Annotated in this window: 13 protein-coding genes; 8 read left to right on the top strand and 5 right to left on the bottom strand. The window is 40.9% G+C overall.

All coding sequences use genetic code 11. The features are described 5' to 3' along the window. Positions 1 to 52 precede the first annotated feature (52 nt). From NSQ41_RS01630 to NSQ41_RS01620, 3 genes are read right to left on the bottom strand one after another with little or no spacing between them, the layout of a single operon-like run. Positions 53 to 1003, bottom strand: a complete 951-nt coding sequence (locus NSQ41_RS01630) for a hydroxymethylglutaryl-CoA lyase (protein ID WP_339210855.1) — start codon at positions 1001 to 1003, stop codon at positions 53 to 55. Beyond that, positions 1004 to 2212 carry a CoA transferase gene (locus NSQ41_RS01625; RefSeq protein ID WP_339210854.1) on the bottom strand — a complete coding sequence of 403 codons (1209 nt, stop codon included), beginning with the start codon at positions 2210 to 2212 and terminating at the stop codon, positions 1004 to 1006. A gap of 19 nt (positions 2213 to 2231) precedes the next feature. Next, the gene (locus NSQ41_RS01620; protein WP_063388391.1) at positions 2232 to 2948 is read right to left on the bottom strand and encodes a FadR/GntR family transcriptional regulator; all 717 of its coding nucleotides are present in this window, start codon (positions 2946 to 2948) and stop codon (positions 2232 to 2234) included. 317 nt (positions 2949 to 3265) lie between these two features. Here NSQ41_RS01620 and NSQ41_RS01615 point away from each other — a divergent pair, with 317 nt between their 5' ends. After that, positions 3266 to 4033: an inositol monophosphatase gene (locus NSQ41_RS01615; protein ID WP_066247136.1), complete on the top strand. Its 768-nt coding sequence runs from the start codon at positions 3266 to 3268 to the stop codon at positions 4031 to 4033. 190 nt (positions 4034 to 4223) lie between these two features. Here NSQ41_RS01615 and NSQ41_RS01610 read toward each other — a convergent pair whose 3' ends face one another. Beyond that, positions 4224 to 5162, bottom strand: coding sequence for an amidohydrolase family protein (locus NSQ41_RS01610; protein ID WP_339210852.1), 939 nt, complete (start codon positions 5160 to 5162; stop codon positions 4224 to 4226). A gap of 20 nt (positions 5163 to 5182) precedes the next feature. After that, positions 5183 to 5962: an IclR family transcriptional regulator gene (locus NSQ41_RS01605; RefSeq protein ID WP_063388379.1), complete on the bottom strand. Its 780-nt coding sequence runs from the start codon at positions 5960 to 5962 to the stop codon at positions 5183 to 5185. A gap of 211 nt (positions 5963 to 6173) precedes the next feature. Here NSQ41_RS01605 and NSQ41_RS01600 point away from each other — a divergent pair, with 211 nt between their 5' ends. The 7 genes from NSQ41_RS01600 (at position 6174) to NSQ41_RS01570 (ending at position 12337) form a co-directional block, all read left to right on the top strand. After that, a complete protein-coding gene (locus tag NSQ41_RS01600; protein WP_063388380.1) occupies positions 6174 to 7634 on the top strand; it encodes an aldehyde dehydrogenase in 1461 nt (486 codons plus the stop codon). An 85-nt stretch (positions 7635 to 7719) separates the two neighbouring features. After that, the gene (locus NSQ41_RS01595; protein WP_117017461.1) at positions 7720 to 8505 is read left to right on the top strand and encodes a 2-keto-4-pentenoate hydratase; all 786 of its coding nucleotides are present in this window, start codon (positions 7720 to 7722) and stop codon (positions 8503 to 8505) included. Positions 8506 to 8525: 20 nt separating this feature from the next. After that, the gene (locus NSQ41_RS01590; protein WP_339210850.1) at positions 8526 to 9410 is read left to right on the top strand and encodes an acetaldehyde dehydrogenase (acetylating); all 885 of its coding nucleotides are present in this window, start codon (positions 8526 to 8528) and stop codon (positions 9408 to 9410) included. Between the two features lie 13 nt (positions 9411 to 9423). Continuing rightward, positions 9424 to 10494, top strand: coding sequence for a 4-hydroxy-2-oxovalerate aldolase (gene dmpG / locus NSQ41_RS01585; protein ID WP_339211588.1), 1071 nt, complete (start codon positions 9424 to 9426; stop codon positions 10492 to 10494). Beyond that, complete coding sequence (locus tag NSQ41_RS01580; protein WP_130157905.1) at positions 10463 to 11248, top strand: fumarylacetoacetate hydrolase family protein; 786 nt, start codon at positions 10463 to 10465, stop codon at positions 11246 to 11248. The genes dmpG and NSQ41_RS01580 overlap by 32 nt, the downstream gene beginning before the upstream one ends. A gap of 41 nt (positions 11249 to 11289) precedes the next feature. Next, a complete protein-coding gene (locus tag NSQ41_RS01575) occupies positions 11290 to 11481 on the top strand; it encodes a 4-oxalocrotonate tautomerase (protein ID WP_063388385.1) in 192 nt (63 codons plus the stop codon). A gap of 22 nt (positions 11482 to 11503) precedes the next feature. Further along, positions 11504 to 12337, top strand: coding sequence for an extradiol ring-cleavage dioxygenase (locus NSQ41_RS01570; protein ID WP_339210848.1), 834 nt, complete (start codon positions 11504 to 11506; stop codon positions 12335 to 12337). Positions 12338 to 12456: the final 119 nt, after the last annotated feature.

Raw genomic sequence — 12456 nt, 5'->3', positions numbered from 1 at the left:
CGATCTAAAAATATGAATGATAATTTTTTATTTATTTTCCATATCAATCATTTTACTTTTCTAATTTTTCCTGAGCAGTTGGTTTTGGACTCAATTTCGAACAAGGTCCTGCCTGAAGCATGTAGCTTCCTCCATCATGACCGAGCATGTTTCTTACATCTTTTGCAACGTCAATTATGCGATCTAAATGAATTCCAGTCTCAATCCCCATCTCTTCTAGTGAATGAACTAAATCCTCTGTTGCAATGTTACCCGTTGCTCCTGGTGCATATGGGCATCCGCCGAGACCTGCGACAGAACTGTCAAAATGGATGACACCTTGCTGCAAAGCGGCAACCACATTCGCCAACGCCATTCCGCGCGTATTATGGAAGTGCATGGAGAAAGTCATGTTAGGAAATTCCTTTTTTAATACGCCAAGATATTGATAGACTTGTTTTGGATTGGCCATTCCTGTCGTGTCAGCAAGCGAAACTTCAGTTATCCCCATTTTCTTATATCGATCTACAATTGTTACTATTTTTTCTAAAGGCACTTTTCCTTCGTATGGACATCCAAATGCAACGGAAATTGATCCTCCTACTTCAACATTATGTTTTTTCGCCAAATCGACAATAGGTTCAAATCCTCTTTGCGCTTCTTCCACAAGGCAGTTTGCATTTGATAAACTATGCGAATCTGTTGCCGAGAGCATAAGCTTCAATTTCTTTATTCCAGCCGCAATTGCTCTTTGGGCCCCTTTTACATTTGGCACTAAAGCCCGAAATTTAATATGCGTTAAATCTTCTATCCCTTTCACAACTTCCTCGGCGTCTTTCAACTGCGGAATTGCTTTCGGATGAACGAACGATGTCACTTCTATCGATTGAACTCCTGTGTTCGCAAGCGCACGGATAATTTTTATTTTTTGTTCAGTCGGAATCCATTGATCCTCTGATTGAAACCCGTCGCGCGGCGCAACTTCGCAAATGATGACCCTTGCAGGAAACATGGCATCACTCATTTAAATGACTCCTTTCTCTTTTAACTCGGCAAGCTCCTGTTTTGATAACCCTAATTTTCCGCCTAATATTTCTTCATTATGCTCTCCAAGCTCAGGAGCGCGGTAACGAATGGTTCCAGGAGTTTTTGAAAAATTAGGAACGACGCCCGGCACTTTTACTTTTCCAAGCCGAGGATGCTCAACTTCTACTATGTTTCTCCTAGCTTGATAATGTTCATTTTCAAAAATATCTTTAATACTTAAAATCGGACTGACAGGCACACCGTACAAATCCAATTTTTCCTGCAGCTCCTTCAGCGTAAACTGGCGTATCCAGTCAGAGACAATCTTTTGTACTTCATCGTCATGTTTTAAACGTTGTGAATTTGTATAATAACGTTCATCCTCAAGCATATCTGTTCGTTCCATTGCTTCTGCAAGCCGATTAAAAGTTGAATCAGTACTGCAAACAAGAACAACATATTTTCCATCCTTCGTTTCATATGTTCCTGCTGGACTTGAATGTCCGGCCAACCCGGGTGTTCTTTCTCTTACTATACCGTTTTGGTCATATTCAGCTACTAAAAATTCGAGCATTCGGAAAATCGATTCATATAATCCCATTTCGACTACTTGCCCTTCTGGATCATCAGTTTTATCACGGTAATATAATGCACTGACCGCAGCAAATGCAGTATATACACCAGTGATATAATCAAGCAATGAATAAGATGGACTGACAGGCGGTCTGTCCGGATACCCTTGGATATAAGTATGGCCGCTGAAAGCGGTGCACGGAGTTCCGAACCCGGCTTTTTCGCGATACGGTCCTGTTTGACCGTAGCCGGAGATTCGAACCATAATCAATTTAGGATTTGCTTTTTTCAATTCTTCATACCCTAGCCCCCACTTTTCAAGAGTACCGGGGCGAAAGTTTTCAATTAAAATATCCGTATTTTTTATAAGTTTTTTTAAAATTTCTTTTCCTTCTTCTTTCCGTATATCTAAAGTAACTGATTTTTTGTTGCGGGCAAGCCCTGGCCATCTGAGCGGCTCATTCCCCTTCCAAGGGCCTACAGTCCGCAAAGTATCACCTTTATTGGGCAATTCAATTTTCGTCACTTCGGCTCCAAGGTCAGCTAACAGTGTTGCCCCAAAAGGGGCAGCGATCATAGTCGATATATCCAAAATATTTACTCCTGTTAACGGACCATATTTTCCTTTTTCCATCGTATCCCCCTCCAAAACATTAATTTTTCTCTGGCAGCATGCCTAATACATTGCTTCGCAAATTGCTTAAATGGACTTTCATCGCTTCCGATGCTTTTGCTTTATCTTTCTGTTTCACGGCTTCCAAAATCGCTTCATGTTCAAAAAAAGATTCAGAATAACGCGCTTGCGACTGCAACGTTTGCTTTCGCACTTGGCGGTATAAATTCAAATTCGTATCCATAAATGAGATGAACACAAAATTATGTGTCGCTTGGGCGAGAGATAAATGAAAGTTGCTGTCTGCATCTATTTCCTCTTCCGGATTTTTCAACTTTTCTTCCATTAATTTCAATGCCTTTTCCATCTTTTCTATATCTTCTTTCGTTGCCCTTTCGCATGCTATTTCAGCAATTTTTGGCTCCAATGCTTCCCGGGCCTCCAAAAATTGAATCACTGTTGTTTTTTCGAGTACATCAATAGGGTTGATCTGATATTTCAGAATCAAGCTTTGATCGACTTTTTGAACGAACCGTCCGCCGCCTGGTTTTGAAATAATGATTCCTTCCGATTCTAAAACTCTGCATGCTTCCCGCAAAGAAGTCCTGCTGCACCCGAGAATTTTCGCCAATTCACGCTCCGGAGGCAGGCGGTCATTTGGTTTTAGTTTTCCTTCTTCTATCAGCTGCTTAATTTGATCAACAATTTTTTCGTAAACTCTCGTATTGGTGAGCTCATTAAATATATTGGATTTCATAAACATGTTCCTTTCATTTTTTTGGACTGTTGGGCAGTCCAATTTTATTAAAATTATAATATTCTGTCATTAAATCGTCAAGCCGCTGCACCATCGAACATGTAAAACATCGGAAGATATGAAGAGAAAAGCGTTCAATGCAAGATGTAAGATGATTTTTCTTATCCAGGGCATTTCATTTCTCATGTGGAAACCTTTCATTACACTTCTAAAGCAAGTGTGTGTTAACATTCCATCTATTCCTAAATTTCTTGAAATATATTATGATTAATTAATAGCAATCAATCATTGATTCACTTTTCCGAAGGAGGAACGCAATGTATAAGCAATATTTGCCTTTTGCGATAAAGTTAGCTAAAGAGGCCGGTGAATTGATTCGGCCGTATGCAGGAAAAGCTGGGCAGCAAACATTAAAGTCAGCAAAAGATTTTGTGACTGAAATGGATTTGAAAGCTGAAAAGCTGATCATTGATCGCATTCAGGAGACATATCCTGATCACCGCATATTCAGTGAGGAAGCCGGCAGCATTGGGGGAAAGGATGAATTTGAATGGGTGATTGACCCTATTGACGGGACCATCAACTACAGTTTCGGCGTTCCGCTTTACGGAGTTTCCATCGCCCTAACCTATCAAAATGATCCAGTCGTCTCTGCTATATCATTGCCTGCTTTTGGGGAAACGTATTGGGCAGCAAAGGGAGAAGGAGCCTATTTAAATGGAAATGCTATAAACATTCGAAATGCCAGCCTGGCGGAAGCTTTTATTTCCATTGGCGATTTTGCAAAGGACGCCAATAAACAAACGAATAAAGAGCGCATTTCATTGCTTGAAAACATTGTAAACGACGTTTACCGAGTCAGAATGATCGGAACAGCTGCTGTCACTTTAGCCTACATTGCTTGCGGCAAACTTGATATCGCAGTTTACTATAAGCCTAATTTTTATGATATTGCTGCTGGACAGCTGCTTGTGTGCGAAGCGGGCGGAGCTATACAAACGATCGGAAATTATACTGTCATTGCTGATCAAAAAATAATAGACGAGATAGCACCTTTACTGCCTGTTCAGCACACAACGGCATAAAAGCAGTCCGCAAGTCTAGACTGCTTTTATGCTTTTCTGCTGCCATATAATACAACGACATTTCCGTTTTCATGATGCTGGGCCCGTTCGTGAAATAACGTTTTGCTAACAAAAACCGGAACGATGATTCAAAAGATAAATCATTTAGCGATTGATTGTCCAGCCTGCTGGCTTAAAAGACGAAAAGCTTTTAAAAATCTATTAATGAACTTGCCCCTTTGCAATGCTTTTCATTTGGAGGCCAGACAGAAAGGTCGAACGGAAAATCGGAGCCAGGCACTACTCGATCTTCTCCCACTATTCGCACTAAATAGTCAATGCTTGCTTGCTCCCACAAAACATTGTCATACCAAAAACGCTTTAAGTATTCTTTCGGAGAAGATGTTAAATTTTTTGAAACCGCTTCCCATTCTTCGTATCCTTTTTCTATTCTGCCGATTTGGTAAGGCAAAAATCCTCCGCCATGGGCAAATAATATTTTCACATTTGGAAATCGATCAATCAATCCGCTTAATAAAAGGTCTGTAGCACAAATCGTTGTTTCCCACGGAACACCGATTAAATTTGGCATCATTCTTCTTTTCAAGCGAGGATCTTCGCTCAATAACGGATGAATGAAAACAATCGCTTTCAACCGATCGGCTGCTTCAAAAAATGGGATAAAAAATTCATCTGACAGCATATGATTAGCTGCCCCAGGACCGATAATGGCTCCTTTTAACCCTTTTCCCATCGCATCTGTCAAGATTTGTGCAGCTTTATCCGGGTTATTTAACGGAACCGTTGCCAGCGCAGACAATTTTTCCGGGAACGATTGCACAAGCCGCGCTAATGAATCATTATACACGCCGGATAGTTCAGCAGTGATTTCTTCCGGAAACTCGTACATAAAAAGCTGCGGTATCGGCGAAATGACGGAATGATGAACTCCCGCTTTCAATTGTTCGTTTAAAAAAAGGGTTAAATCTAAAAAAGATTTTTTTAATTCAAATCCCCATTTTTGATTAACAATCAAAAACTCTTCCTTATCCTTTTCTTTTTTCACCCATTCAGCATGAATAGTTTCTTTATGTTCTTTTACCCATTCCATCACGCCTTCAGGGATGAAATGTGTATGAAAATCATACATCTCTCCACTCTCCCACCAAATTAAGAAAAATTCAAATACCCCATTCTTTCAGAAATTTCCTTGCTTGCTGCGATCACTTGTTTCGCCATCGCCTTAAGCTTGTAAGAATTGATTCGTTGTTTTGGACCGACTACAGAAAGTGCTGCAATAACCTTTCCGGTATAATCATAAATCGGGGCGGCAATGGAATTAACTCCCTCGGACAATTCTTCAATGCTGACGGCATACCCATTCTCCCTTACTTTTTTTAAATGATCTCTCAGCTTCTCAGGATCCGTAATCGTATTTTTTGCAAAACGCTTTAACCCTTTAGATATAATTTTTTCGACCGTTTCATTTTCCGAAAATGCAATTAAAACTTTTCCAGAGCTCGTGCAATAAGGCGGATTGCGTCTCCCGATATGGGTTAAAAATCTTACGGGGTGATTGCACTCTACTTTTTGCAAATAAACAACTTCTAAATTGTCCAATACAGAAATATGGGCAGTTTCACCGGTTGTTTCGACCAGTTTATTTAGTACAGGTTGCGATTCTCTGTAAATATCCATATTGCTGAATAGCACGCCGCTTAAAGATAAAATGGATAATCCCAATCTGTATTTCTTCGTTTCTGAATCTTTATAAACAAATCCTTCACTTGCCAACGTCTTCATTGTCCTGCTGACTGTGCTTTTATTTAATCCTAGAGAATTGGATAAATCACTTATTTTTTTTTCTGGCTCTTCCATTGTAAAGCTTTTCAATATTTTCAGCGCATTTTTGATGGAAGAAAGCTGATTTTTCTCGTCTTTTCCATTCAATGTACACCCTCCCCCTCTACATCAATTTTCTTTATACGAGAATATATCAAATATATGAACAACTGAAAAGTAAAAAATTAAATATTTCGATATTTTTAAAAATTTTTATATTTGTTGCATATATAGCAATTTAGAAGTTGAAAGTGCAACATAGGGAAACTACCATTAAAGTCACAGTTGAAATTTATGATGATATTCGGGAGGGTGAATCATGCCAATCAACTCAAACGGAACGATTAACTGCTTGCATTTTATTAACGGACAATTTGTTGAATCCGATAACAAAAGGACCTTTGACAATATTAATCCTGCAACTGAGGAAGTAATCGGAACAGTCGCTGAAGGAGGAAAAAAAGAAGTCGACTATGCCGTTTCCGCTGCCAAAAGGGCTTTGAACGGCCCTTGGAAAAACATAACATTAACGGAGCGTTCAAAAATTTTGCGGCGCATTGGCGATTTAATCCAAGAAAGACAGGATGAGCTGGCACGATTGGAATCATTAGATACAGGAAAACCGCTATCTCTTGCAAAAAAAATTGACATTCCCCGTGCTGCCTATAACTTCCACTTCTTCGCTGACTACATCATTTCGATTACGAATGAAGCTTATCAGCAAGATGATCAGGCCATTCATTATGCACACAGACGCCCAGTCGGAGTAGTGGGAATTATCAAGCCTTGGAATTTACCTCTTTTATTATTGACTTGGAAGCTGGCTCCATGTTTAGGAATGGGCAACACAGCTGTTATTAAACCTGCAGAGTGGACTCCTTTAACCGCTACTGCATTAATGGAAATTTGCAAAGAGGCCGGTGTTCCGGACGGAGTTGTCAACCTTGTTCATGGCTTCGGTCCAAACTCCGCTGGGGCAGCAATTGCCGAACATCCTGACATTGACGCCATTTCCTTTATCGGTGAACCGGGTACAGGAGCAGCCATTATGAAAGCAGCATCTAATTCCTTGAAAAAACTTTCATATGAATTGGGCGGCAAGAATCCAAACATTATTTTTGCCGATTCAGATTTAGATGAAGTCATTGAAACTACCATCAAATCAAGCTTTATTAACCAAGGCGAAGTTTGTCTTTGCGGTTCAAGAATTTATGTAGAGCGCCCAGCTTATGAAGAGTTTTTAGAAAAATTTGTAAAGAAAACAAAAGAATTAAAGATTGGCGATCCATTTGAAAATGGCACAGATGTCGGCGCACTCGTAAGCAAGGAACATTACGAACGCGTCAACAGCTACATCGACATAGCCAAGCAAGATGGGGCAGAAATTTTAACAGGCGGAAAACGTCCAGACGGACTAGATAAGGGTTATTATCTCGAACCTACAATCATAACTGGTTTGGATCGAAATTCCCGCTGCGTACGGGAAGAAATATTCGGCCCAGTTGTAACTGTCTCTCCGTTTGACATGGAGGAGGAAGTTATAGCCCAAGCCAATGATACACATTACGGATTAAGCGCAACTATTTGGACAAATAATTTACGGCGTGCACACAGGGTGGCACATCAAATTGAAGCAGGCATCATTTGGGTCAACACCTGGTTCCTGCGTGATTTACGAACGCCGTTTGGAGGAATGAAGCACAGCGGAATTGGCAGAACGGGCGGCATGCACAGCTTAGATTTTTATACAGAGCTTTCAAACATAACGATAAAGCTATAATTTCAGGTGCCGTTGAAACATAAGGAGTATGTTAAAATAGCCTGCTTACCAAATCATTCTGTCTGAATGAGAAAGGAAGGAAAAAATGTTAACAACGAAAATTGCCAACTTTGCCAATCAACTGCAGGAAGCTGAAGCTTTAAACAGGGCGACAGATCCTCTTACTGCCGTTGATCCGAATCTGACTGCCGAAGAAGCTTATCTTATACAACTGGAAAATATAAAAAGAAAGGTCGATCAAGGTCAAAAAATTGTCGGAAAAAAAATCGGCTTAACATCTTTAGCAATGCAAAAGCTGCTTGGAGTCGATGAACCGGACTATGGACATTTATTAGATTACATGGTCGTTGAAAACGGCGGAAGCATTTCCATGAAAAAAGTTTTGCAGCCGCGAGTAGAAGCTGAAATTGCCTTCATTTTAAAAAAGGAGCTTAAAGGTCCAAACGTAACCGCTTTAGACGTGATCTTAGCAACTGACTATATTGTTCCGGCATTAGAAATTGTCGACAGCCGCATTAAAGATTGGAAAATCAAGCTGGCTGACACCATTGCCGACAACGCTTCATCCGGATATTTCTTATTGGGAGGAAAACCGGAAAAAATAGAAAATGTTGATCTCGAATTAATTGGAATGAGCTTGACAAAAAACGGGGAACTAGTCAATACCGGTGTCGGCGCAGCAGCATTAGGCAATCCGGCAAACTGTGTCGCATGGCTCGCCAACAGGCTGGCTGATTTTGATATTTCTTTACGTCCCGGAGAAATCATTTTATCAGGCGCTCTATCCAGAGCCGCTGATGCACAAGCTGGAGACGTCTTTACGGCGCGGTTCGCTCATCTCGGGCATGTAACTGTATCATTTACAGAATAATAGATTGAAAGGAGAATTTTATGAATAAAGTAAAGGTTGGAATTTTAGGGTCCGGCAACATCGGAACAGATTTAATGTACAAAATCCGTCGATCAGATGTGTTGGAGCTTACAACGGTCATCGGAATTGACCCCTCATCGGACGGATTAAAAAAAGCAAAAGATTTCGGATATTACACGATTGATACCGGCATTAAAGGTTTTTTAGAAAATCCCGATCTAGCGGATATTCTATTTGATGCCACCTCCGCAAAAGCTCATATACGCCATGCAAAATTGCTGAAGCAAGCAGGGAAAAAAGTTCTTGACTTAACACCTGCTGCCGTCGGTCCGTCTGTCATACCTCCTGTAAATATTGATAAACATTTGGATGCCGACAACATTAATTTAATTACATGCGGAGGCCAAGCGACGATTCCGATCGTTCATGCCATCAACAAAGTTCAGCCTGTCAAATATGCAGAAATTGTGGCAACGATTTCAAGCAAAAGCGCCGGTGCCGGAACTAGAGCAAATATTGACGAGTTTACCGAAACGACAGCGCGCGGAATCGAGGAAATCGGCGGCGCTAAAAAAGGGAAGGCTATCATTATTTTAAACCCTGCTGAACCGCCGATTATGATGAGAGATACGATATATTGCCTTGTAGAAAATGATTTTGTCGATCAAAAAAAGATTACTCAATCCGTCAAAGATATGGTGGAAGTAGTCCAATCTTATGTACCGGGCTATCGCTTAAGACAAGAACCTCTCTTTGACGGAAATAAAATAACAGTTTTTATTGAAGTGGAAGGCGCTGGAGACTATTTGCCGACTTATTCAGGCAATTTGGATATCATGACAGCCGCAGCAGTGAAAGTGGCGGAGGAATGGGCGAAAAATATTACTTCTAAAGTGAATGTTTAAGGAAGGAGTGAATATCGTGGGAGAACGTAACATACTGATTACTGAAGTCGCTTTAAGAGACGGCAGCCACGCGATTCGACATCAATATACTGTGGATCAAGTCGTAGCCGTCGCAAAAGGGTTGGATGATGCCAATGTACCTTATATTGAAGTTTCGCACGGAGACGGTTTAGGTGGCTCATCTCTGCAATACGGACTTTCTTTAACAAATGAAATGGAATTGATCGAAGCCGCTGTATCTACTGTCACGAATGCCAAAATTGCTGTTTTGCTTTTGCCGGGAATCGGGACAATGAAAGAATTAAAACAAGCTGCACAGCTGGGGGTAAAAATGGCGAGAATCGCCACTCATGTAACAGAAGCGGATATTTCAGCACAGCATATTGCTTTCGCAAAAGAATTAGGATTGGAAACTGTCGGTTTTTTGATGATGGCCCATATGGTTCCAACAGAAAAACTGGTTGAGCAAGCAAAGCTTATGGAGAGCTATGGAGCTGATGTTGTATACGTTGTCGATTCAGCTGGCGCTTTTCTGCCGCATGAAGTAAAAGAAAGGATTCAAGCTTTAAAAAACAGCTTGTCAATTGAAATCGGATTCCATGGCCATAACAATCTTTCCCTAGCAATGGCCAATACATTAGCAGCCATTGAAGAAGGAGCGACGCGGATTGACGGAAGCATCCGCTGCTTAGGCGCCGGTGCAGGCAACACTCAAACGGAAGTATTAATCGCGGTGCTCAACCGTTTAGGAATCAACACCGGAATCGATTTATACAAAATTATGGACGTAGCCGAAAACATAGTAGCCCCCATTTTGGAAAAGCCGCAAGAAATTACAAAAGATGGACTAATACTCGGATATGCTGGAGTATATTCAAGCTTCCTGTTGCATGCACAAGCTGCCAGCAAAAAATTCGGAATTGATTCGCGCGACATATTAGTTGAGCTTGGCAAAAGAAAGGTTGTTGGCGGTCAAGAGGATATGATTATTGATGTAGCTGCTGAAATTCAAAACAAAAACAAACGGCACATACTTAAGGAGGATGCAGCAAATGGCTGGCGCAGATATAAAAAAAATTGCTGACTACTTAGTAACAGCGGAAAAGGAAAAACGTGAAGTAAAAAAGGTAACGGCCTCATTAAAACCGGATTTGTCCGTCGAAGAAGCCTACGCCATTCAACAAGAGATTGTCAATATGAAAATAAATGAAGGTCACCGTATCATCGGTCCAAAAATGGGTTTGACAAGTTTTGCTAAGATGAAGCAAATGAAGGTCAATGAGCCTATTTACGGCTATGTATTCGATTATATGGTGATCAATAACGGCGGAGCATTGCCTTTTCATGACTTAATCCACCCAAAAGTGGAGGCGGAAATCGCTTTTGTATTAAAAGAAGATATTGAAGGACCTGGTGTCAATGGTGCACAGGTGCTTGCGAAAACAGAATACGTGATGCCGGCTCTTGAGATCATCGACAGCCGATATGAAAATTTTGATTTTACGCTTCCTGATGTAATCGCTGACAATGCGTCAACATCCCGGGTTGTATTCGGAACGTCTTTGAAAAAGCCGGAAGGATTAGAACTTGATTTAGTTGGATCGACTCTTTCCATAAACGGCGAAATAAAAGAGTTAGGAGCCGGAGCCGCTGTGCTTGGCCATCCTGCCCATTCCGTCGCTCTGCTTGCCAATATGTTATCACGAAAAGGACAAAAGCTGCGTGCAGGTGATGTCATTCTAACAGGAGGAATCACGAGCGCCGTCTTGATAAACAAAGGCGACTATGTCACAGGAAAATTTGACGGATTGGGCGAAGTAAGCTTCCATGTTGTTTAAATAGCGAAAGAAAAAATTTCTTACCTGATAGGAGGGATGACATGCCTTTTGTTACTATTCAAATCATGGAGGGCAGGCCGCCAGAGAAAATAAAGGAGTTAATTCAAAATGTAACAAATACTGTATCGGAAACGCTCGATTCACCAAAAGAAAACATCCGCGTTTTAGTGACAGAGGTGCCAAAAACCCATTGGGGAATTGCGGGCAAACCCGCATCTGAAGTAAGAAAATAATTTTAAAGGAGGAGAAGTAGCGATGACGATTGAGCTGGCTATGTTAGCGCCTCATGTGCCAAGCATGTGCCATTTTGACCAAGTCCCCGACTTTCAAAAGAATATGGCCATTGAAATGCAAAAGATGTCAAAGACAATTTATGATTTAAAACCGGATGCCATCGTTCTTGTTTCCTGCCATTGGCCGTCGACTTTTTTCCATTATGTTGATTGCACTCCTGTCCATAAGGGCATTTTAACCGCTTTTGAATGTCCTGATTTAATTCGTGATGTTCCCTATGAATATCCCGGAGATAAACAGCTTGGTGATGAACTAGTAAAAATCGGTCAAGATGCTGGACTGCAAGTTGTAGGAATAGACGACCCTTACTATGTTTGGGATTACGGAACGGTTGTGCCTCTTAGATACCTTGTGCCGAATGAAGACATACCTGTTGTGAATTTGTCCGTGACGATGGCTGCCACTTTAGATGAAACGTATAAATGGGGACAGCTGATTGCAAAAGTATTAAAAGAAAGCGAAAAGAAAATTGTATTTGTTTCAAGCGGCGCACTTTCCCACAATTTAGTCCGCGGCAGACACAATAAACCGACCGCTTCAGAACATGCACTAGATAAACAATTCATTAGTTATATAGTAAACAAAGAATATGATGCAGCCTATCAAATGCTTCCTCAATACGCCCGTCTGGCAAAGGTAGAATCAGGAGGAAGACATCTCGCCATGCTATTAAGCATGCTTGAAGACGATGACCAACCGAAATATTGGGCAGACGGCCAATCTTCCGGCAGCTGGAACGCACTGATCACATTTGAGAAAGTAAGTCAGCCGGCAGCCCCAAAAGTTAAGAACTAACATTCAATCAATAATAAAGAAACATGCCGTCGTTTAAAAAACAACAACGTTTTGAAAAAAAATATTTTGAACCTCCTGTTTTGTAAGCGTTTACTGTTATTTTATAAGGCTATTAGAAT

This window comes from Aeribacillus sp. FSL K6-8210, assembly GCF_037963925.1.
GTDB classification, from domain to species: Bacteria; Bacillota; Bacilli; order Bacillales; family Aeribacillaceae; genus Aeribacillus; species Aeribacillus composti.
The sequence above is the reverse complement of the archived record's forward strand: the minus strand, read 5'-3'. Positions and strand labels throughout refer to the sequence as shown.

What these genes read in the sequence shown, in the direction of transcription:
- NSQ41_RS01630 (WP_339210855.1), bottom strand. Translation starts at nt 1,003, where the DNA reads ATGAGTGATGCCATGTTTCCTGCAAGGGTCATCATTTGCGAAGTTGCG.
- NSQ41_RS01625 (WP_339210854.1), bottom strand. Translation starts at nt 2,212, where the DNA reads ATGGAAAAAGGAAAATATGGTCCGTTAACAGGAGTAAATATTTTGGAT.
- NSQ41_RS01620 (WP_063388391.1), bottom strand. Translation starts at nt 2,948, where the DNA reads ATGAAATCCAATATATTTAATGAGCTCACCAATACGAGAGTTTACGAA.
- NSQ41_RS01615 (WP_066247136.1), top strand. Translation starts at nt 3,266, where the DNA reads ATGTATAAGCAATATTTGCCTTTTGCGATAAAGTTAGCTAAAGAGGCC.
- NSQ41_RS01610 (WP_339210852.1), bottom strand. Translation starts at nt 5,162, where the DNA reads ATGTATGATTTTCATACACATTTCATCCCTGAAGGCGTGATGGAATGG.
- NSQ41_RS01600 (WP_063388380.1), top strand. Translation starts at nt 6,174, where the DNA reads ATGCCAATCAACTCAAACGGAACGATTAACTGCTTGCATTTTATTAAC.
- NSQ41_RS01595 (WP_117017461.1), top strand. Translation starts at nt 7,720, where the DNA reads ATGTTAACAACGAAAATTGCCAACTTTGCCAATCAACTGCAGGAAGCT.
- NSQ41_RS01590 (WP_339210850.1), top strand. Translation starts at nt 8,526, where the DNA reads ATGAATAAAGTAAAGGTTGGAATTTTAGGGTCCGGCAACATCGGAACA.
- NSQ41_RS01580 (WP_130157905.1), top strand. Translation starts at nt 10,463, where the DNA reads ATGGCTGGCGCAGATATAAAAAAAATTGCTGACTACTTAGTAACAGCG.
- NSQ41_RS01575 (WP_063388385.1), top strand. Translation starts at nt 11,290, where the DNA reads ATGCCTTTTGTTACTATTCAAATCATGGAGGGCAGGCCGCCAGAGAAA.
- NSQ41_RS01570 (WP_339210848.1), top strand. Translation starts at nt 11,504, where the DNA reads ATGACGATTGAGCTGGCTATGTTAGCGCCTCATGTGCCAAGCATGTGC.